Source organism: Anaerococcus sp. Marseille-Q7828 (genome assembly GCF_949769285.1).
In the GTDB taxonomy this organism is placed as follows: domain Bacteria; phylum Bacillota; class Clostridia; order Tissierellales; family Peptoniphilaceae; genus Anaerococcus.
On sequence record NZ_OX458331.1, the window covers coordinates 1129830 to 1150418 of the forward strand.

20 protein-coding genes are annotated in these 20589 nt (G+C 34.7%); 19 read left to right on the top strand and 1 reads right to left on the bottom strand.

Features of this window, described 5'->3' with window-relative positions:
- Positions 1-6: 6 nt before the first annotated feature.
- The 17 genes from nusA to recA all read left to right on the top strand — a co-directional run bounded on the left by nusA (position 7) and on the right by recA (position 18236).
- The gene (gene nusA, locus QNH69_RS05270; protein ID WP_282929522.1) at positions 7-1251 is read left to right on the top strand and encodes a transcription termination factor NusA; all 1245 of its coding nucleotides are present in this window, start codon (positions 7-9) and stop codon (positions 1249-1251) included.
- 1 nt (position 1252) lies between these two features.
- On the top strand, positions 1253-1519 hold the full coding sequence (locus QNH69_RS05275; RefSeq protein ID WP_044566344.1) for a YlxR family protein: 267 nt from the start codon (positions 1253-1255) through the stop codon (positions 1517-1519).
- A 10-nt stretch (positions 1520-1529) separates the two neighbouring features.
- Positions 1530-3782 (top strand): translation initiation factor IF-2, encoded by a 2253-nt coding sequence (gene infB / locus QNH69_RS05280; protein ID WP_282929523.1) that lies wholly within the window; start codon positions 1530-1532, stop codon positions 3780-3782.
- 1 nt (position 3783) lies between these two features.
- Positions 3784-4167 carry a 30S ribosome-binding factor RbfA gene (gene rbfA / locus QNH69_RS05285; RefSeq protein ID WP_282929524.1) on the top strand — a complete coding sequence of 128 codons (384 nt, stop codon included), beginning with the start codon at positions 3784-3786 and terminating at the stop codon, positions 4165-4167.
- Complete coding sequence (locus tag QNH69_RS05290) at positions 4157-5119, top strand: bifunctional oligoribonuclease/PAP phosphatase NrnA (RefSeq protein ID WP_282929525.1); 963 nt, start codon at positions 4157-4159, stop codon at positions 5117-5119. The genes rbfA and QNH69_RS05290 overlap by 11 nt, the downstream gene beginning before the upstream one ends.
- A complete protein-coding gene (gene truB, locus QNH69_RS05295; RefSeq protein WP_282929526.1) occupies positions 5112-5996 on the top strand; it encodes a tRNA pseudouridine(55) synthase TruB in 885 nt (294 codons plus the stop codon). Before QNH69_RS05290 ends, truB begins: the two co-directional genes overlap by 8 nt.
- Positions 5986-6924 (top strand): bifunctional riboflavin kinase/FAD synthetase, encoded by a 939-nt coding sequence (locus tag QNH69_RS05300; protein ID WP_282929527.1) that lies wholly within the window; start codon positions 5986-5988, stop codon positions 6922-6924. Before truB ends, QNH69_RS05300 begins: the two co-directional genes overlap by 11 nt.
- Before the next feature lie 108 nt (positions 6925-7032).
- Positions 7033-7299 (top strand): 30S ribosomal protein S15, encoded by a 267-nt coding sequence (gene rpsO, locus QNH69_RS05305; RefSeq protein ID WP_282929528.1) that lies wholly within the window; start codon positions 7033-7035, stop codon positions 7297-7299.
- A 43-nt stretch (positions 7300-7342) separates the two neighbouring features.
- Entirely contained in the window at positions 7343-9523 is a 2181-nt protein-coding gene (gene pnp, locus QNH69_RS05310) for a polyribonucleotide nucleotidyltransferase (RefSeq protein WP_282929529.1), read from the top strand.
- Between the two features lie 72 nt (positions 9524-9595).
- Positions 9596-10162 carry a helix-turn-helix domain-containing protein gene (locus tag QNH69_RS05315; RefSeq protein WP_282928976.1) on the top strand — a complete coding sequence of 189 codons (567 nt, stop codon included), beginning with the start codon at positions 9596-9598 and terminating at the stop codon, positions 10160-10162.
- Positions 10126-10980, top strand: coding sequence for an IS3 family transposase (locus QNH69_RS05320; protein WP_282930181.1), 855 nt, complete (start codon positions 10126-10128; stop codon positions 10978-10980). Before QNH69_RS05315 ends, QNH69_RS05320 begins: the two co-directional genes overlap by 37 nt.
- 147 nt (positions 10981-11127) lie before the next feature.
- On the top strand, positions 11128-12066 hold the full coding sequence (locus tag QNH69_RS05325; RefSeq protein WP_282929530.1) for an ABC transporter ATP-binding protein: 939 nt from the start codon (positions 11128-11130) through the stop codon (positions 12064-12066).
- A gap of 40 nt (positions 12067-12106) precedes the next feature.
- A complete protein-coding gene (locus QNH69_RS05330; RefSeq protein WP_282929531.1) occupies positions 12107-13165 on the top strand; it encodes an ABC transporter permease in 1059 nt (352 codons plus the stop codon).
- Positions 13152-14252 carry an ABC transporter permease gene (locus tag QNH69_RS05335; protein WP_282929532.1) on the top strand — a complete coding sequence of 367 codons (1101 nt, stop codon included), beginning with the start codon at positions 13152-13154 and terminating at the stop codon, positions 14250-14252. Before QNH69_RS05330 ends, QNH69_RS05335 begins: the two co-directional genes overlap by 14 nt.
- A 95-nt stretch (positions 14253-14347) precedes the next feature.
- On the top strand, positions 14348-16648 hold the full coding sequence (locus tag QNH69_RS05340) for a DNA translocase FtsK (RefSeq protein WP_282929533.1): 2301 nt from the start codon (positions 14348-14350) through the stop codon (positions 16646-16648).
- Position 16649: 1 nt separating this feature from the next.
- The gene (gene pgsA / locus QNH69_RS05345; RefSeq protein WP_282929534.1) at positions 16650-17180 is read left to right on the top strand and encodes a CDP-diacylglycerol--glycerol-3-phosphate 3-phosphatidyltransferase; all 531 of its coding nucleotides are present in this window, start codon (positions 16650-16652) and stop codon (positions 17178-17180) included.
- A gap of 9 nt (positions 17181-17189) precedes the next feature.
- Positions 17190-18236, top strand: coding sequence for a recombinase RecA (recA, locus tag QNH69_RS05350; RefSeq protein ID WP_282929535.1), 1047 nt, complete (start codon positions 17190-17192; stop codon positions 18234-18236).
- A 53-nt stretch (positions 18237-18289) separates the two neighbouring features.
- Here the strand turns inward: recA and QNH69_RS05355 are convergent, their stop codons facing one another.
- A complete protein-coding gene (locus QNH69_RS05355; protein WP_282929536.1) occupies positions 18290-19324 on the bottom strand; it encodes a DNA polymerase IV in 1035 nt (344 codons plus the stop codon).
- Between the two features lie 74 nt (positions 19325-19398).
- Here QNH69_RS05355 and QNH69_RS05360 point away from each other — a divergent pair, with 74 nt between their 5' ends.
- Entirely contained in the window at positions 19399-19617 is a 219-nt protein-coding gene (locus QNH69_RS05360) for a DUF2382 domain-containing protein (RefSeq protein WP_282929537.1), read from the top strand.
- A gap of 109 nt (positions 19618-19726) precedes the next feature.
- A complete protein-coding gene (locus QNH69_RS05365) occupies positions 19727-20545 on the top strand; it encodes a YsnF/AvaK domain-containing protein (protein WP_282929538.1) in 819 nt (272 codons plus the stop codon).
- The last annotated feature ends 44 nt before the right edge of the window (positions 20546-20589 follow it).

Here is a 20589-nt window from a genome sequence, read left to right on the forward strand (position 1 = left end):
GAAATTATGAATGAAGAATTTATGCTAGCCTTGGATGAGCTAGAAAAGGATAAAAATATTGATAAGGGTGTTATCCTTGAAGCACTTGAAAAAGCTTTGATCAAAAGCTATCAAAAAAACTACGACAATGCAGAAAATGTCGATGTTGTAGTTGACAAGGAGACAGGAAATATCGAGGTCTTTGCCCTTAGGACTGTAGTTGATGAAGTAAATGACAATGTCAACGAAATCTCATTGAAGGAAGCAAATGAAATTGATAAAGAACTTGGCATTGGTGATGTTGCAAGGATAAAAATCGCACCAAAAAATTTTGGACGCGTTGCAGCTCAAACTGCTAGAAATATTGTAATCCAAAAAATCAGAGATGCCCAAAGGGACTCTGTTTACGGAGAATATTTGGACCGCGAAAATGAAATGATAACTGGAACTATCCAAAGAGAAGATAAGTACAATGTATATATTAATCTAGATAAAATCGAAGGAGTAGTTCCACTAAAAGAACAAGTGGCAAGTGAGAAATACATTCCTAACGAAAGAATGAAATTCCTTATTAAGGATGTTAAAAGTTCATCAAAAGAACCACAAATTATCTTATCTAGAGCAAGTGAGAATTTAGTTAAAAGACTTTTTGAACTAGAAGTTCCAGAGATAAATGATGGAACTATAGAAATATATTCTATAGCCCGTGAGGCTGGTTCTAGAACTAAAATAGCAGTTTTTTCTAACGATGATGCAATTGATGCAGTCGGAGCTTGTATAGGTTACAAGGGAGTTAGGGTAAATTCTATAGTTGATGAACTTCAAAACGAAAAAATTGACATTATTAACTATGATAAGGATATAAAAGTATTCATATCAAATGCTTTATCACCAGCTGATATAGTTGATGTTTTGATAAATGAGAAGAAGAAGCAATCACTAGTTGTAGTAAATGACTACCAACTATCCCTTGCCATTGGTAAAGAAGGTCAAAACGCAAGACTTGCAGCAAGGCTTACAAGCTGGAAGATAGATATCAAGTCAAAAGAAGATTTCGATACAATGAGCCAAGAAGATATAGACCAGATACTTGGTCTAGTAGATGATGAAGAAGAGTCTAGCGAAAGTAAGGAAGAAGCTTTAGCAGGTGAAGATTTAGAAGAAGCTAGCGAAGAAAGCCTTGCTAATCTTGATGATGATCAAATTGAAGAACCATCAGATGAAGATCATGAATTAATTGATCAAGAAGATTTGTCAGAGGATGAAAAATAAAATGGCAAAAGCAAAGAAGATTCCCCAAAGGAAATGTATAGTTTGTGGTAATCTTTATGATAAAAACGACTTGCTTAGGATTGTAAATAACAAAGACCTAGGCGTTGTGATAGATGAAACTGGAAAACTTAACGGTCGTGGGGCATACATTTGTAAAAACGAAGCCTGCCTTAAGGACGTTAGGAAGAACAATAAGCTTAATCGAGTATTCAAACAAAAAATTGATGACAAACTTTATGAGGAGTTAGAAGCTTATGAATTAAAATGAGGTGTTATAAATGGCTGATAAAATGAGAGTATATGAACTAGCAAAGAAACACAATATGCCAGCAAAAGAAATGGTTGAATTTCTAAATGATGAATTTGGTCTAGCAATCAAGTCCCACATGTCAAATGTAAGTGGAGATGACCTAATTCTTATAAATGAGTATTTTGAAGAAGATAAAAAAGAAAAAACAGACAAAAAAAATAATACAGAAAAGAATAATCAAAAGAAAGTAGAAGAGAATTCTTTAGATAAAAAACCAAATATGAGTAAACATAGCCAAATAAGAAATAATGATATAGATGATTTATACGATGACGAAAATGTAGCGAAAAAAGAGAAATTTTCTAAATCAAATAAAAATAAAAGCCAAAAGAAATCTGACCAAGCTAAAAGCTACAACAACGAAGATTTTGTAGCAAACAAAACGAAGAAGAACAGAAAGAAAAAAAATAAAAAGTCAAAGGGACCGAAGGCAAATAACCAAGCTACAAATACCAAAGAAGAAGCAAATTCAAAAATCGAAATTCCAGAAGTTATAAATGTTGGAGCATTTGCAGAAAAAATCGGAGAAAATCCTAATGTAGTTATAGGCAAACTAATCCAACTTGGAGTTATGGCTGGTCTAAATGATCCAATAGAATTTGATCAAGCTGAACTTATTGCCATAGATTTTGGCAAAGAAATCACTCTTGAACAAGAATATTCTGCTATAGAAGAGCAATCTCTAGACTTAGACTATGAAGACAATGACGAAGATCTAATCACACGTGCTCCAGTAGTTTCAGTAATGGGACACGTTGACCATGGTAAGACTTCTATCCTAGATTCAATCAGAGATACACATGTAACCCGTGGAGAAGCAGGTGGTATAACCCAACACATAGGTGCATACTCTGTTGACCTTGATGGTAGAATGATTACCTTCCTAGATACCCCAGGACACGAAGCCTTCACAGAAATGAGAATGAGAGGGGCACAATCAACTGATATTGCAATTCTTGTAGTTGCTGCAGATGATGGGGTTATGCCTCAAACAGTAGAAGCAATCAACCACGCTAAGGCTGCTGATATTCCAATAGTTGTAGCAGTAAACAAGGTTGATAAAGAAACAGCTGATCCAAACAGAGTAAAACAAGAACTTATGCAATACGGTCTAGTTGCCGAAGATTGGGGTGGAGATACAATCACAGTTGATGTTTCTGCAAAAACAGGTCATAACATTGACGAACTTCTCGAAATGGTACTACTTGTTGCAGAGATGAAAGAACTAAAGGCAAATCCAAATAGAGCTGCAGTTGGTCTAATCATTGAAGCTCAACTTGACAAGGCAAGAGGTCCAGTAGCAACTGTCCTAGTACAAAAGGGAACTCTTCACGAAGGGGACAATGTCCTAACTGGTTCTGCATCTGGTAGAATCCGTGCAATGTTTAACTCCAAGGGAGAAGCTATCAAAGAAGCTGGTCCATCTATTCCAGTACAAATCCTTGGTTTATCAGACGTGGCAGAAGCTGGTGATAAGCTATTTGCTGTAGAAGATGAAAAGACAGCCAGAGCCTATGCAGCAAAAGCTGAAGAACAAAAAAGAGAAGAAAGACTTATGGCCAAAGGTGCTAGCCTTGAAGACATATCAGGCGAAGCATCAGAAGGCGAGCTAAAAGACTTAAATATCATTGTAAAAACAGATGTTAGAGGAACTGTAGATGCAGTTAGCCAATCACTAATCAAGCTATCAAATGAAGAAGTAAAAGTTTCAGTTGTAGCTGGTGCAGTTGGTGGTATTACTGAATCTGACGTACTACTAGCTCAAGCATCAAATGCTATTATCATAGGCTTTAACGTTCGTCCAACCCAAGGAGCAATGGAAAGAGCCAAGGATAATAACATTGAAATTAGAACATATAGCGTAATCTATGAAGCTATAGAAGATGTAGAGAAAGCTATCAAAGGTATGCTTGACCCAGAATTTGTAGAAGAAGTTCTAGGCCGTGCAGAAGTACGTGATACCTTTAGAGTGCCATCAGTTGGTACAATAGCTGGTGTTATGGTTACAAATGGATCTATACCAAGATCTGCAAAAATCAGACTACTACGCGACAACATAGTAATCTTTGATGGTGATATCACTTCTATGAAGAGATTTAAAGACGATGCCAAAGAACTTGCTTCAGGCTATGAGGGCGGTATTGGACTAAATAGATTTAACGACATCAAAGTTGGCGATGAGATGGAAGCTTACCAAATAGTCGAAAAAGAGAGAGAATAGAATGAAAAAAATAAGAACAGAAAGAATAGGTGCAGAAGTCCAAAAGGAATTGTCAAAAATCATCAGAGATGACTTAAACGACCCTAGGCTAGCTGATACCGCTGCTGTTTCTGTGATAGAAGTTAGGGTAACAAATGACCTATCCTTTGCTGATTGCTACATCTCTGTTCTAGGAGATACTAGCAAAAAAGATGATGTTATAGATGCTCTTAACCAAGCCAAAGGATATATCAAAGTCCTAATAGGGGACAGGATGAGCCTTAGATCTATGCCAGAATTTAGGTTCAAACTTGACGAATCTATAGAATATGGTGCATACATGGATAAGCTCATCAAAGAAACAATAGAAAAAGATGAAAGGTCTCATATAGAAGATGAAAATTAGCAAAGAAAAATTAGACAAATTAATGTGCTTTATAGATGAGGCAGAAACTATAGCCATAGCTTCTCATGTGGACCCAGATGGAGATAATCTGGGATCTACCCTTGGCTTTGCAAGGGCCCTCAGAAATTATGGCAAGGATGTCGATGTTATAGGCCATGATGAGATAGATGATTATTTGAAATTCTTACCTGACTTAGAATATTATTCAAAAGATCACAGAGATTCTTATGACCTATTTTTCGTCCTCGATGCATCTGAGATGGAAAGAATTGGAACAGCACTACCAATAGCTCGAAATTCTAAAAAAACAGCAGTAGTTGATCACCATGTAGGTGGTGGAATCCAAACTGACCTAAATATCATAGTTGATGATTCACCTGCCACTTGTGAACTTATTTATGAAATCATAGATAGACTAAATCTTCCTCTAGATAAGATTACAGCAAGCTTACTATTTACAGGAATTGTCACAGATACTGGTAGATTTTTGTATACAAATGTAACAGAAAACACCTTTGTGACGGCTGGAAAACTTTCCACAGCTGGTGCTGATATGGAATATATCTACAGAAATTTATACCAATCCAAACCAATCAAAGTAATGCAATTTGAAAATGAAATGATTGCAAATGCTGAATTTATTGGCAATAAAGTTTTTGCCATAGCATCTAAAGACCTTGTAGAAAAACATGGAGTACAAATTGGCGATGCAGAAAATGTGGTAAACCAACTAAGAGATTTAGATGGTGTAGATGTTTCTATGATTATCAAAGAATACGGCCCAAATGAATTCAAGGCATCACTTAGATCAAAAGATGTTGATGTATCAAAAACAGCTCGTGAAAACGGTGGCGGAGGCCATATCAGAGCTAGTGGATTTACAATCTTTGCTGATAACCTAGACCAAGCAAGAGATAAAGCCTTAAAGATTTTAGAAAGTATAAATGATTAGCGGAATATTAAATGTAAACAAAGAAGTCGGCATATCTTCTAACAAATGTGTAGGCCTTGTTAAAAAAGCCTTAAACACTAAAAAAGTTGGTCACACTGGAACCCTAGACCTTGAAGCAGAAGGAGTTTTGCCAATTGTAATAGGCAAGGCAACTAGGGTTTCTGATTTTCTTATGGATGAGAAAAAGGAATACATCACAGAAGCTATATTTGGCTCTCGCACCGATACATTAGATTGGTCAGGCCAAGTAGTGGAAGGATCTGATAAGACTTTTACAAAAGATGAACTTATAAGTGAGATGGAAAACTTCAAGGGTCAAATCACCCAAGTCCCACCTATGTATTCAGCTATTAAGATTAACGGAAGTAAGATGTATGACTTGGCTAGAAAGGGTATAGAAGTTGAAAGAAAGACTCGAAAAGTCACAATTTATGATTTTAAGCTCCTAGACTTTGACTTTCCAAAAGCTACTTTTAAAATCACTTGCTCTAAGGGAACCTATATTAGGACCCTTATAGACGACTTGGGAGAAGCCTTGGGATCTTTTGCCTATGTAAATAAGCTCACTAGGTCAAAGGTTGGAGATTTTGTCATAGAAGAAGCCATAAGTTCAGCAGACTTACTGGAAATGGACAAAGATCAAATTTTAAAGTATATAAAGCCAGTTGATTATGCCCTTAAGGATTACAAAGAGATAAAGCTTGATAAATCTTACTTTAAACAAGCGACAAATGGCATGACTATGAGACTTGATGCTTTATACTCTGATGATTTGCTAAGAGTTTATATAGAAGATCAATTCATAGGACTAGGAAAAAATTTTAAAAATGAAGACCGATATTTCCTAAAAATGGAGAAAGTATTTTATGAGAAATAATATAAAAGTAGTAGACCTTGACCAAGGACTTACTGATGTAGAAGCTAAGGTAGTCTCCCTTGGCAACTTCGATGGAGTCCATATTGGCCATCAAAAACTAATGCAAACAAATATTGACCTGGCAAAATCTATGAATCTAGTTCCTTCGGTTTTGCTTTTTAAGGAAAATAGCAAGAAAACTCTAACTAAGGAATCCCTATATCTTACAAGTATAGATGATAAGATTGAGATGCTTGCAGATATGGGTATAGAAGATTTTTGTATATTAGAATTTAACGACAAATTTAAATCACTTTCCCCATTAGAATTTATTAGAGATATCTTATATAAAAAGTTAAACACAAAAGTAGTCGTTGTTGGTGGAGACTATAGATTTGGCAAAAATGCTTCTGGAAATGTGGATGTGCTCAAAAAATATGAAGAAGAATTTTCTTACAAGACCAAGGTAGTTGATTTTATCTACGATGGTGATAAAAAAGTATCTTCTGGAACAATAAGAGAACTTATAAAAGAAGCTGAAATTGCAAAGGCCAATGAGTATTTGGATAGACCTTATCAAATAAGAGGATTTGTGACCCATGGCTACAAAAGAGGCAGAACTTTAAACTTTCCAACTGCAAACCTTAAGTTAAATTACGACTATGTAATACCGGCAGATGGAGTATATCTGACACGTGTTAATGTCAAAGGTAAAGCTCATTTTGCCCTAACCAACATTGGCAAAAACCCTACTTTTGAAAATATGGATAGGAAAATCGAAACTTATATACTTGATTTCTCAGATGAAATATATGATGAATTGATTTCTTTAGAATTTTTGGAGTTTTTCAGAGGAGACTACAAATTTAATAGTGCTGAAGAGCTTATAGAGCAGATGGAAACTGACAAAAAAATGGCCTACGATACTATAAAAAATAAGTATTTGTAATCTTTACAAATGCTTTTTTTATTGGTATAATAGCTAAAGTACCTAGGCTCAGTGATTGAAACCTCGACTTTTACCGGGCTTAAGGCAAATATAATAACGGAGGAAATTATGTTAACATTAGAAAAGAAACAAGAACTAATCAAAGAATACCAATTAGAAGAAGGAGACACAGGTTCTCCAGAAGTACAAATAGCTATTTTAAGCTACAGAATTAAAGATTTAACAGAGCACCTTAAGGCTAATCCAAAAGATCACTCATCAAGAAGAGGACTTTTCAAAATGATTAGACGTAGAAGAGGTTTACTAAACTACTTAAAAGATAATGATATTGATAGATACAGATCAATAATCGAAAGAGTAGGAATCAGAGGTTAATTATTGGCGGGGTTATACCCGCCTTATTTTTTAGGGAGAAATTATGGAAAAAAATTACAAGTATAGTTCAAATCACGGCTTTGATCTAGATGTGACAATAGGAAAATTTGCAGAACAAGCCAACGGAGAATGTTACATAAAAAGTGGGGATACATCCCTTTTAGTAACAGCAGTAGCAAGCGAAAAACCAAGAGAGGGCATAGACTTTTTTCCTCTAATTTGTGATTTCCAAGAAAAGCTATATGCTGTAGGGAAAATACCAGGTGGGTTCTTAAAAAGAGAAGGTAAGGCAAGTGATGAAGCAACCCTTATCAGCCGCCAAATGGATAGACCACTAAGACCACTTTTCCCTGAAAACTACTATAACGACGTTCAAGTCATTGCAACAGTATTTTCTATGGATGAAGATAACAAGCCAGACTGCCTATCTACAATAGGCGCAAGCATTGCCCTTGGCATATCTGACATACCATTTAATGGGCCTGTTGCAGCAGTATCTGTAGGCTATGTGGATGGAGAATATATCATCAATCCAAACGAAGCACAAAGAGAAAAATCACTGCTTGAGCTTACAGTTGCAGGTAGCAAGGATGCTATAAATATGGTGGAAGCTGGAGCAAACGAGCTTACTGAAGATAAAATGCTTGAAGCAATGCTAATAGCTCATGAAGAGATTGGCCATATTTGTGACTTTATCCAAACAATAATTGACGAAATAGGCAAAGAGAAAAATATGGTGGAAGTAATAGTTCCATCTGAGCTAGAAGAAAAAATCATAGCAGAGTATTCTGAAGCTATTAAAGGCTCTATCAGAACAACTGATAAAATGGAACGTGGAGAAGCTATCTTTAATATAGAAGAAGCAGCCAAAGAAAAATTCCTAGAAGACTATCCAGAAAGTGAAGATGAAATCCACAGAGTCATTGATGATATCATGAAAAAAGAAGTTCGTCGTATGATTTCTATTGATAAGATCAGACCAGATGGACGTCAAATGAAAGAAATCAGACCACTTTCAGCAGAAGTTAGTACACTACCTAGAGTTCACGGATCAGGTTTATTCAAGAGAGGTCAAACACAAGTATTATCTGTAGTAACCCTTGGTTCACCAGCAGATGTACAAATCATTGATGGCCTAAACCGCAAAGAAATCCAAAAACGCTACATGCACCAATACAACTTCCCACCATTTTCAGTAGGGGATATCAAACCACTAAGAGCTCCTGGCCGTCGTGAAATAGGACACGGTCGTTTGGCAGAACGTGCACTTATTCCAGTTTTGCCAGAATTAAGTGAGTTCCCTTATACAATTAGGGTTGTTTCTGAAGTATTATCTTCAAATGGTTCAAGTTCTCAAGCATCAATCTGTGGTTCAACCCTATCACTAATGGATGCAGGTGTTCCAATCAAAAAACCAGTAGCAGGTATAGCTATGGGTCTTATAAAAGAAGAAGATTCTATTTCAATCCTTACAGATATCCAAGGTCTAGAAGACCACTTAGGAGATATGGACTTTAAGGTAGCTGGTACACGTGATGGTATCACAGCTTTACAAATGGATATGAAAATATCAGGAATCACAAGAGAAGTCCTAGAAGAATCTCTAGCAAATGCCAAAGAAGCTAGGATGCAAATCCTTGACTTAATAGAATCAACTATCCAAAACCCACGTGAAGACATATCAGAGTTTGCACCAAGACTATTTACCATAGACATAGACCCAGAAAAGGTTCGTGATGTAATTGGTTCTGGTGGAAAGACAATCAACAAAATCATCGATGAAACTGGAGTAACTATAGAAACAGAAGATGATGGACACATTACAGTTGCATCAGTAGATGGTGAAAGTGGTAAACGTGCCATAGAAATGATCAAATCTATTGTAACAGATCCAAAAGCTGGCGATGTTTACACTGGCAAAGTTACAAGGATAATGAACTTTGGTGCCTTTGTAGAAATTGCTATTGGCAAAGAAGGCCTACTTCACATATCTCAAATAGATCACAAACGTGTTGGCAAGGTCGAAGATGTTCTAAGTGTTGGAGATGAAGTAAAGGTAGAAGTTACAGAAATCGACAAACAAGGTAGAATTAATCTTTCAAGAAAAGCCCTTCTTCCAAAACCAGAAAGAGATGAAAAGGAAGAAAGACAAGATAGAAAAGAGAGACCAAGAAAACAAGAAGCTTGGCCAGCAGATGAAGATCCAAGAGACCACAATAATTAAAAAAATAATCGGTTTTAAGCTATGTGATATGTACCCTCTTTACTGGACAAACCAGTAAGGAGGGTGTTTTTTATGAAATATAGTTATGAATTCAAAAAAGAATGTGTACAGTTGTATAGGGAAGGTAAATGGCCTGATACACCTGAAGGGACCACCGAAAAAAACTTTCATGATTCAATTAGAATATGGTTTAAGTTAGAAGAACTTCATGGACCAGAAATTTTAAAACATGGAAATAATATCAATTGGACACCTGATGAGAAGTTAGAAATGGTATCTAAGGTATTAGCTGGAAATTCAATAAAGTCTGTAGCAATTGAATACGGAATTAATGATGGACAACTCTATTCATGGGTTAACAAGTATAAAAATTATGGATATAATGGTCTTGTTAATAAAAAGAAAGGCCGTAAATCTAAAAATACAAGTATGAAAAGTAAAAATAACCATAAAGTAAAAGAACTTAATGAATCTGAAAGAGAAGAACTAATAAGACTTAGAGCAGAGAATGAATATATAAAGGCAGAAAATGAAATAATAAAAAAAGAGATCGCCTTGAGAGAAGAACGTTACGCTGCGCAACTCAAGGCGAAAAAGCAGCGATTGTCAAAGAACTCAAAGAAAAAGGATACAAACTAAAATATCTTTTAATAGCTATTGATATGCCAAGGTCAACATACTATTTTGAAATAAATAAAGTTGATAAGATAAAAAATAAGAATAGTCATATCGCAGATAAAATAACCCAAATATTTAACTTACACAAAGGCAGATATGGAGTAAGAAGAGTATATATGGAGTTGGTAAATCAAGGTTATGTCATAAATCATAAAAGAGTGCAAAGGATAATGCATGAGTTAAAGCTATTCGGAAAAAGGTCTAAAGAAAAATACCACTCATATAAGGGGAAGGTAGGTAAAGTAGCTGATAATATAATAAATAGAGATTTTAAGGCAGATAGACCTCTACAAAAATGGGCCACTGATGTATCAGAATTTAAATTTTCTTGGGGTAAATGCTACATCTCTCCAATACTTGATATGTATACAAATGAGATAATATCTTATGACTTATCCTTACGCCCTAATTTAAAACAAATATCTAATATGTTAGAAAAAGCATTTAACAAATTTCCGAAACTAAATAATCTGATACTACATTCAGATCAAGGATGGCAATACCAACATAAATACTATGTGAATGAGCTTAAAAAACATGACATAAGACAATCAATGTCAAGGAAGGGAAATTGCTATGATAACTCCATTATGGAGACATTCTTTGGAAGATTAAAAAATGAAATTTATTATGGTTATGAAAAGAGCTATAGCTCTTTTGAAGAATTTTCGAGAGCAATAGAGGAATATATTGATTATTACAATAACGAGAGAATTCAATCCAAAACAAAATGGATGCCACCTACAAAGTATAGGTTAGCATCCACTACAATTAGTTAATTAAATATTGTGTCCAGTTTTATGGGTACACATCAATGAGCTTAGGCCGATTTTTTAATTGTAAAATATTGGTTAATATAAAGTAAAATTTATGTTAATTTTATTAGATATTAAAAAATAATGATATAATTTTCCTAGGAGGATCCTATGGACAATATTATTGAAGTAAGGGGCTTGGTAAAGTCTTATAAAAAACTAAAAGCAGTCGATAATCTAAACTTAGATGTCAAAAAGGGAGAAATCTTAGGTTTGCTGGGCCCAAATGGTTCAGGTAAGTCAACGACGATAAATTGTATGCTTGCCTTACTTTCTAAGGATAGTGGGTCTATTAAGATTTATGGCAAAGAAATGACCCCGGAATCCTATGACATAAAGGCAAAAATTGGGGTGGTTTTTCAAGATGTAGGTGTCTATGAAGAGCTTAGCGTCTATGAAAATATTGATTATTTTTGTGGCCTCTACATAAAAGATAAAAACAAAAGAAAAGAGCTTGTAGGAGAGGCTTGTGATTTGGTTGGTCTCAATGACTTCTTGAAATTTAAACCAAAAGAGCTTTCTGGTGGACTCTTAAGAAGACTAAACATAGCCTGTGGTATAGCCCACAAGCCAGAAATCATTATTTTTGATGAACCGACAGTTGCTGTCGATCCTCAATCTAGAAATAATATCTTGGAGGGGATCAAAAAATTAAATCAAGATGGAGCTACAATAATATACACTTCTCACTATATGGATGAAGTAGAAGAGCTCTGTGATTACATAGTAATTATTGATAGGGGCCAGGTCATAGCCAAGGGTACAAAAGAAAGTCTCAAAGATTTGATAGATATAAATGAGAAAGTATCATTTGCAAGTGATAAGCTAAGTGATGATAATTTAGAGAAAATAAAGGCAATGGATCATCTTATAGATATAGAATATAAGGATGGTTTCTATCATTTAAACTTTGCTCATGGTAAAAATAACCTTATAAATTTGATTGATTTCTTTAATCAAAACTCTTTAGAGTACGATGATTTGACTAGCCAATCTCCGAGTCTTAACGATGTATTTTTGTCTCTTACAGGCAAAGAATTGAGGGACTAGGATGTTTGCTCATGAATTTAAAAAGACTCTTAAAGTCTTTATGCGACAAAAAGTAATGATTTTTTGGGCCCTAATCTTTCCTCTAGTTTTGGGAGTATTCTTTAAACTTGCCCTGGGTAATGTTAAGGATTCCAATAATTTTGAAGCAATTAAAGTTGGAGTAAATGAAAGCCTGCTTGATGATGAGTATTTTAAAAACTTTACTGATCAAATGAAAGAGGAAGACTTACTTGACCCAATAGCATCCATAGATAACAAAATCTTAGATCAAGATGATATAAGTGCTTATATAGAAAAAAAAGATAAGGTTCTTTTAAAGAAAAATGGGGTTAGAGAAAGCATTCTTGTAAACATACTAAAGTACTATTCCATGAATGAAAATATGGTAAGAACCATAATGGAGAAAAATCCCAACACTGATATTTCAAATATTTTTGTCGATAAGACTCATATAGAAAGTGATATACCAAATAAGGATATGGATCCTACTATGGTGTTCTTCTATGCACTAATTGGTTTTCAAATCATATATGGTTATTCCTGGGGGCTTTCTATAATCTACCAATATGAAGCAAATTTGACCACTATAGCAAAAAGAAATGCCATATCACCACTTAATAAAAGAATAAGTCTTTTGGCATCTATGAGTGTAGGATTTTTGTTAAACTTTTTCATTGCCTTATTTACAATGCTAATTTTTAATAAAGTTTTAGGCGTGGATTTTTCTAATAGAATCCCCCAATTGTTGCTGATAGTAGCCATAGGATCGGTCACAGGAGTAAGCCTTGGTATGGTAATCGGAGCAAGCAACAAGGCTGACATTGAGACAAAGCTTGGCCTAGGCATAGGTATATCCCTGTTATTGTCTTTTCTAGCCGGAATGATGGTATCTGGTATAAAAATAATCATAGCCGAGAAAGCACCTTTGATAAATAAGATTAATCCAGTAGCTTTAATCAGTGATGGCATATATTCCTTGTACTATTACCAAAGCTTAGATAGGTACTACAATAACATTATTTGCCTAGTGGGAGTTACCCTAGGACTTATCTTATTAACTTTTATATTTACTAGAGGTAAGCAATATGATAGTCTTTAAAAATTACTTTAAAATATTAAAAAGTCACAAGAAATCATTGATGCTTTACACAATTATATTTTTAGTTTTGATGTTTATATTTGCTGGAACCGGTGATCCAGTTGATAAATTTACAACAACTAAATTACCTATTTATGTAAAAGATGAGTCAAATACTGAAATCTCTAAGGCTGTAGTTGATTTTATAGACAAAAATCACATTCTTGTTGATGTGGATGAAGATATGCTCGATGACAAATTATTTTACGAAGAGATAGTCTGTGCCATAGATATACCAAAGAATTTTGAAAAAAATCGAGTATTGAAGTTTAAAGAAGTATATAATGATTCATTCACTCTATTTGCAAAAAATGATTTAAATTCTTACTTAAATCAAATAGAAGCTTTTGAAAGTGCTGGATTTGCCACAAGTGAGGCTATAAAAAATACAGAGGATAATTTTGCTAAAGAGATAGATGTCAAAGTCAATTCTATTAGCAAAAACTACAAAAAAGATAGCCCATATTATTTTCAAATGATGGCATATGTTATAATGAGCCAGATAATTCTCGTAGTAGGAACCATCAATCTTACTTACAATAAGGAGATGACAAAAAAGAGAAATCTCATCTCTCCAATGAAGAAATCTAGTCAAGATTTACAGCTTATCTTGGGACATATTGTATCGGGTCTTGGAATTTGGCTAATTTATGTAGTCTTATACTACATATATTTTAAAGATTTTTCATTTTCAAGGCAAGTTAGACAAATGATGGCAAATGCACTTTTGTTTACAGCAACCATAGTTTGCTTTGCGGTCCTTGTTTCAAAACTTGCAAAAAAAGAAAACACCATAACTGGGGTAATGAACGTATTTTCCTTGGGATCATCATTTCTTACAGGAATATTTGTTCCCCAAGAACTTTTAGGTGATTTTGCTATCAAAATAGGCAAAATATTCCCAGCCTTTTATTACGTTTCAAATATAAAAGATATCATGAGCAAAGCTGATTATTCCTTTATCAATAAGAATAGCCTTATATTAATTGGTTTTTCCCTAGGATTTATAATACTTACGATAATAGCTAAGCCAAAGTTAGAAAAATAAGAAGAGCAACTAGATAAGCTGGTTGCTTTTTCTATTTAAGCCGTTGAGGTTTCTTTTTTTGCTCATTTCAGATATAATTTATAGGGAGGTAGATTATGGCTAATAGTAAAAATCAAAATAGAATAAGAAAGACATCTACTAGAAAGCCTCCTAAAAATTCTAAGAATAAAAAACGCACTCGGTCATTTGATTTTAATATTTTTTCATTGATAATGATGGGACTTAGTGCATTCTTGTTTATATTTATCCTATCAAGTAACACTGGAAAGCTCGGCAATGCCATAACTAATTGGTTTACAATAAGTTTTGGCAAGATTTCAATAATAATGCCTGTGATAATTTTTATAAGCTTCCTTTTTGCCTATAGGGACAAGTACAAAGAAAATTTAGGTAAATTCTTGCTCTTGTACTTGGTATTTCTGCTAACACTTGGATTTTTGTCAAAGGACTTAGTAAGATATGATCTTTCATGGACTATTGATTATAACAAGGCCCATGCAAGTCTTGGTGGAGGAATACTTGGCGGATACATAGCATATTACTTGGTAAGTTTTATTGGAACTTTGGGCTTAAATATTTTGTATATTATCTCGGTATTTTTATTTTTGGTAGGGATAAGCCCCCTAACTTACAGAGAGTTTTTCGTAAGACTTAGGAATTTAATAGTCTTTATTGCAAATAAGATAAGTTCATTTGTTAAAGATCAAAATGAAAAAATCAAGGAATCCAGAAATGAGGATGAAGAGATAAGTGTTGATACTCTACCAAATGATAGCAAAGTCTATGAGAATCCTATAGAAGATATAGAAGAGAGAAAAGAAAAAGAAGACTTTGACCAAGCTTTTGACGAAGAGACAGTAGTAAAAAGGGCTCCTATCAAAGCTTATGATTTCGACAAGGATGAAGAAGTCGAAGTAAGAAGCTACAAGTCAAAACAAATCGAAATGAAAGACTTGGATGAAGGCATAAAAAAAGAATTTGATAATTACAATTATCCGACCATAGACTTATTAGAAGATAGGACAAATGCAGGATCTATAGACGAAAAAGAGATCAAAAACAAGGCACTCGCCATAGAAGAAACCCTTGAAAGTTTTGGTATAGGGTCAAAGGTGGTCCAAATCGATGTAGGGCCTACTGTGACTTGTTATGAGCTAAAACCACAAAGGGGTGTAAAAGTAAGCAAAATATTAAACTTATCTGATGACCTGGCCTTATCCCTTGCAACAAGTGGGATTAGGATTTTAGCCCCTATTCCAGGCAAAAGCCATGTAGGTATTGAAGTGCCAAACAAGAGCAAGGAAATAGTAGGATTTAAGGAAATTATATCGACATCTAATTTCCAAAATGCCAAATCCAAAATACCTTTTGCTATGGGTAAGTCAATTTCTGGTGACCCAATAGTATCTGGAATTGAAAAGATGCCCCACCTTTTAGTATCTGGAGCTACAGGCTCTGGTAAGTCTGTTTGTATCAATACAATTATTATGAGTATTCTTTACAAGCACTCTCCAGATGAAGTCAAACTCTTGATGATTGACCCAAAGGTTGTAGAACTTTCTGTGTATAATGGGATACCACATCTTATAATGCCAGTTATCACAGATCCAAAAAAGGCAAGTTCATCGCTTTTTTGGGCAATATCTGAGATGGAAAAAAGATATAAGGCCTTTCAAAAGTACCATGTCAGAGATATAGAAGGATACAAAGAGGCAGCTAAAACAGATGAATCCATGGAAAATCTTCCATATATTGTTGTAATCATAGATGAGTTGGCCGACCTTATGATGACTGCGGCTAGTGAAGTAGAAGATTATATTATGCGCCTTGCACAAAAATCTCGTGCCTGTGGAATCCACTTGGTCATAGCAACTCAAAGACCAACAGTCGATGTCATCACAGGAACTATTAAGGCAAATATTCCATCAAGAATTTCTTTTGCTGTAACTAGCCAAACCGATTCAAGGACTATTCTTGATACAGCTGGCGCAGAGAAACTCCTTGGCAAGGGCGATATGCTATTTGCATCAAGTGATTCTATGAGACCACTTAGGATTCAAGGAGCCTTTGTATCAGACAAAGAAGTACTAAATGTAGTTGAACACATCAAAAAAGAAAGCCAAGCAAGCTATGATGAAAAGGCCATAGAAACTGTGGAAGAAAAATCAAAGGTAGCAGAAATTGACGATGAAGATGAACTTTTAGATGAGGCTACAAGAATCATAATAGAAGAAAACACAGCATCAGTTTCACTCTTGCAAAGAAAACTTAGGATAGGTTATGCAAGGGCTGGCAGGATTATAGACCAGCTAGAAACAAAGGGTATAGTAGGCCCCTATGAGGGTAGCAAACCACGTAAAGTCTTGGTAGATAAATCTTATTTTGAAGGAGAGTAGGATGAATATAGCAAATAAGGTCACAACATTAAGATTGATATTAATACCAATATTCGTAGCCTTTTATTATTTCATGGGCAGAGATAACAACATTGCAGCAATTATATTTATAATCGCTTCTCTTACAGATGCCCTAGACGGTCACTTGGCTAGAAGCCGCAATCTTATCACAAACTTTGGTAAATTTGTAGATCCACTTGTAGATAAGGTACTCACTATGGCAGCCTTCATAGTTTTAGTAGAAGGACAAATTATACCTGCATGGGCAGTTATAATAATTATTGCCCGTGAACTAATAATTACAGGCTTCAGGACTCTTGCTGCAGACCAAGGCATAACAATAGCTGCAAGTATGTGGGGCAAGGCAAAAACAACTAGCCAAATGATAGCACTAGTATGTCTATTGCTGGATGTTGAAGTCTTAAACAATATTGGAATCTATATATTTTATATAGCAGTTGCCTTAACAGTGATTTCTGGAGTAGACTATATAGTTAAAAATAAACAAGTTCTTGATTTAGAAAATATTTAGGAGATAAAAATGGATGCAAACAAACAAAAGGCATTAGATCAAGCCTTTAAAAATATAGAAAAAAAATATGGCAAAGGCTCTATAATGAAGATGGGAGAAGCGCCAAGAGTGTCTGTTTCTGCCATTCCAACAGGAGCCATAAACCTTGATATAGCCCTAGGCATAGGTGGTATACCAAGAGGTAGGGTTATAGAAATTTATGGACCAGAATCTTCTGGTAAGACAACCCTAGCCCTCCATATGATTGCCGAAGACCAAAAACAAGGCAATATGTGTGCTTTCATAGACGCAGAGCATGCTATGGATGCAGACTATGCTAGAAACCTAGGAGTAGATATAGATAATCTTATCCTTTCTCAACCAGATACTGGGGAGCAAGGCTTAGATATAGCAGAATCCCTAGTTCGTTCTGGTGCAGTAGATCTTATAGTAATAGATTCTGTAGCAGCCCTAGTTCCTAGAGCAGAAATCGAAGGTGAAATGGGAGATAGCCACGTTGGCCTACAGGCAAGACTTATGAGTCAAGCCCTAAGAAGGCTAACTGGTGTTATTGCAAAATCAAACACAACAGTAGTATTTATAAACCAACTACGTGAAAAAGTTGGGGTAATGTTTGGATCTCCAGAAACGACAACAGGTGGTCGTGCCCTCAAATTCTACTCATCTGTAAGGTTAGATATCAGAAGAATTAAGACAATCACTGAAGGGGACAATTCAATTGGATCTCGTACCAGAGTAAAGGTAGTAAAAAACAAGGTAGCTCCACCATTTAAAGTAGTAGAATTTGATATAATGTATGGAACAGGTATATCAAAATCTGGTGTAATCCTAGATACAGCAGTGGAAATGGACATAGTTGACAAGGCTGGTTCATGGTTCTCTTACGATGGCGAGAAACTAGGCCAAGGTAGGGAAAATGTAAAAACATACCTTGAGGAAAACCAAGATATAATGAATGAAATTGAAGGTAAAATCAGAGCAACCCTAGCACCAGAACTAAAAGAAAATATGGATGAAAATGGAGAAGATACCCAAGAAAGCTTGGATTTAGAATAGTCGTTTTAGAAGAACAAAAAAGAAGTATTAGTGATTTCTAGTACTTCTTTTTCTTATAAAAAACTAAGTTGGTTGGAATTTCTATCTGAAAGTTTTGATATTGAGATCCCAATTAGTCTAATGTATTCATTTTTGTAAGAGTCTTTGAGTAAGTCAGTTGCTGCTCGATATATCTCTTCTTTTTTGTAGACTGGTTCTTGGAGGGTTATTGCCCTGGTTATAGTTTTGAAGTCAGCATTTTTAAGCTTTAAATTGACAGTCTTGCCCTGCAAGTCTTTACTAGCCAAATCACTTTCTATTTTTTCTGAAATTTCTAACAAATAGTCATTTAATATATTTATATCATTAGTGTTATTTGCAAAAGTTCGCTCACGACCCAAAGACTTTCTTTGCCTAGTAGGATTAATTTCCCTATCGTCTATGCCACGGATTACATTATAAATATATGTCCCATGCTTGCCAAAGAGTCCTATTAGAAACTCTTGGTCCAATTTCATCAAATCTCTGATAGTATAAATGCCTATCTTTCTAAGTTTTGCTACTCCATGGCTACCTAAACCGTGAACCTTTTTGATATCAAGATCTAGGAGAATATCGGGCAGGTCATCTTTTGATATTTCTTTGATCCCATGTGGCTTGTTCCAATCGCTGGCAAGTTTTGCCAAAAATTTATTATACGAAATCCCTATAGAAACGTTAATCTTAGTTTTGTCAAAGACTTCATTTTGTATAGTTGCTGCTAGTTTATAAGGATCTTTGGAAGTTACTTGTAGGTAAGCCTCATCTATAGAAACTTGCTCAAAGTTTATGGCATAATCTCTAATAATATCAAAGACTTCCTTTGATTTTTCCCTATAATAAGGATGGTCAACCTTAAGCAATATGAGATCAGGACAAAGCTCTTTTGCCATAAAAACTGGCATAGCAGAGTGGATGCCATATTCTCTAGCCTTGTAATTAGCTGTAGTTATTATTGATTTGTTGGAGAGGCCTCCTACTGCAAGAGGGAAGTTTTTTAGCCTTGGATTCCTAAGTTCCTCACAAGAAGCGTAAAAGGCATCACAATCTATATGTAAAATATTGTTCATATTATCACCACTGATATTATACGACATATATCTTGGGTATAAATACAAGGAATTAGGGAAAGGACTTTTTTGATATGGATAAAATAAAAGATGAATACTTAGAAAAACTAAATAGAGGGGAAAAAGTTGTAATGCCCCTTCATGAAGAGAGGGTTATAGTAAGAAAAGAAAAAAAGGTTGTTGAAGAAATAATTATAAGGCGTGAAAAATATATAGAGATGGAAACTATTCGCGTACCTGTTAGAAAGGAAGTCATTTCTATAGATGAAAGTAAAATAAACTACGAAGATTAATAAAATATTTTGCTAAAAATCATTTATTTTATGTTTAGGAGTATATTGCCCGGGTATATATTAAATAGAAGATGACAACCATGTATGCTTATAACCAAAGGAGATTATAATGGCAAATTTTGAAACATTCAGAAGTGAAGAAGAACTATTAGCAAGAATCGACCAACTTAGAGCACAAGGATTTAAAGACAGCGAACTAGAAGTTATTTCTGCAAATGAAATCAAAAACAATGACACTCTCAGATACTACGGTATCTCAGATAGAGCAAGAAAAGAAGTATTGGATCCAGAATATAATGGAGTTTATGCTTATTATACAGGAGAAGATTTAGATCCAGCATACTTTGGTGATTTCGGCTTTGACAGTACAGTCTCTGATGAAGCAATTGGAGCAGTTGAAAATGGTAACTACGTACTAGCTATCGAAAGAGAAGGATACCTAGAAAATCCTGAATATATCGATGCTGCTTTTGAAAATAGAAAAGATTATATAGATAAAGACATTCTTGAAAGAGAAGACCTTTCTAAAAACGAAAAAATCCAACTTCACGAAGAAAGACTAAGAGTAAACAAAGAAAAAGTTCAATCTGGTGAAATCGGACTTAAAAAACACGTTGTAACTGAAACTCAAGAGATTGAAGTTCCAGTAGAAAAAGAAAGAGTAACAATCGAACGTCACGCAGTAGACGGTGAAAAAGTTGCTGATGGATATAACTTCGATTCAACTGATGAAGAAATCAGAATTCCAATCCATGAAGAAAGAGTAACAGTTGACAAAGAAGCTTATGTAAGCGAAGAAGTAGAAATTAACAGAGAAAATGTAACAGAAAATCAAACAGTTTCTGAAGAAGTTAGAAAAGAAAAACTTGATGTAGTTGAATCAGGTGATGTTAAAGAAGTTGATTCAGATAAAGACGGTCTATTATAAAAAAATGTAAAGTTTTAGCCCAGGTTATCCTGGGCTTTTTAAGT

Coding starts and splice junctions, on each gene's coding strand:
- nusA (WP_282929522.1), top strand. CDS start 7: ATGAATGAAGAATTTATGCTAGCCTTGGATGAGCTAGAAAAGGATAAA.
- QNH69_RS05275 (WP_044566344.1), top strand. CDS start 1,253: ATGGCAAAAGCAAAGAAGATTCCCCAAAGGAAATGTATAGTTTGTGGT.
- infB (WP_282929523.1), top strand. CDS start 1,530: ATGGCTGATAAAATGAGAGTATATGAACTAGCAAAGAAACACAATATG.
- rbfA (WP_282929524.1), top strand. CDS start 3,784: ATGAAAAAAATAAGAACAGAAAGAATAGGTGCAGAAGTCCAAAAGGAA.
- QNH69_RS05290 (WP_282929525.1), top strand. CDS start 4,157: ATGAAAATTAGCAAAGAAAAATTAGACAAATTAATGTGCTTTATAGAT.
- truB (WP_282929526.1), top strand. CDS start 5,112: ATGATTAGCGGAATATTAAATGTAAACAAAGAAGTCGGCATATCTTCT.
- QNH69_RS05300 (WP_282929527.1), top strand. CDS start 5,986: ATGAGAAATAATATAAAAGTAGTAGACCTTGACCAAGGACTTACTGAT.
- rpsO (WP_282929528.1), top strand. CDS start 7,033: ATGTTAACATTAGAAAAGAAACAAGAACTAATCAAAGAATACCAATTA.
- pnp (WP_282929529.1), top strand. CDS start 7,343: ATGGAAAAAAATTACAAGTATAGTTCAAATCACGGCTTTGATCTAGAT.
- QNH69_RS05315 (WP_282928976.1), top strand. CDS start 9,596: ATGAAATATAGTTATGAATTCAAAAAAGAATGTGTACAGTTGTATAGG.
- QNH69_RS05325 (WP_282929530.1), top strand. CDS start 11,128: ATGGACAATATTATTGAAGTAAGGGGCTTGGTAAAGTCTTATAAAAAA.
- QNH69_RS05330 (WP_282929531.1), top strand. CDS start 12,107: ATGCGACAAAAAGTAATGATTTTTTGGGCCCTAATCTTTCCTCTAGTT.
- QNH69_RS05335 (WP_282929532.1), top strand. CDS start 13,152: ATGATAGTCTTTAAAAATTACTTTAAAATATTAAAAAGTCACAAGAAA.
- QNH69_RS05340 (WP_282929533.1), top strand. CDS start 14,348: ATGGCTAATAGTAAAAATCAAAATAGAATAAGAAAGACATCTACTAGA.
- pgsA (WP_282929534.1), top strand. CDS start 16,650: ATGAATATAGCAAATAAGGTCACAACATTAAGATTGATATTAATACCA.
- recA (WP_282929535.1), top strand. CDS start 17,190: ATGGATGCAAACAAACAAAAGGCATTAGATCAAGCCTTTAAAAATATA.
- QNH69_RS05355 (WP_282929536.1), bottom strand. CDS start 19,324: ATGAACAATATTTTACATATAGATTGTGATGCCTTTTACGCTTCTTGT.
- QNH69_RS05360 (WP_282929537.1), top strand. CDS start 19,399: ATGGATAAAATAAAAGATGAATACTTAGAAAAACTAAATAGAGGGGAA.
- QNH69_RS05365 (WP_282929538.1), top strand. CDS start 19,727: ATGGCAAATTTTGAAACATTCAGAAGTGAAGAAGAACTATTAGCAAGA.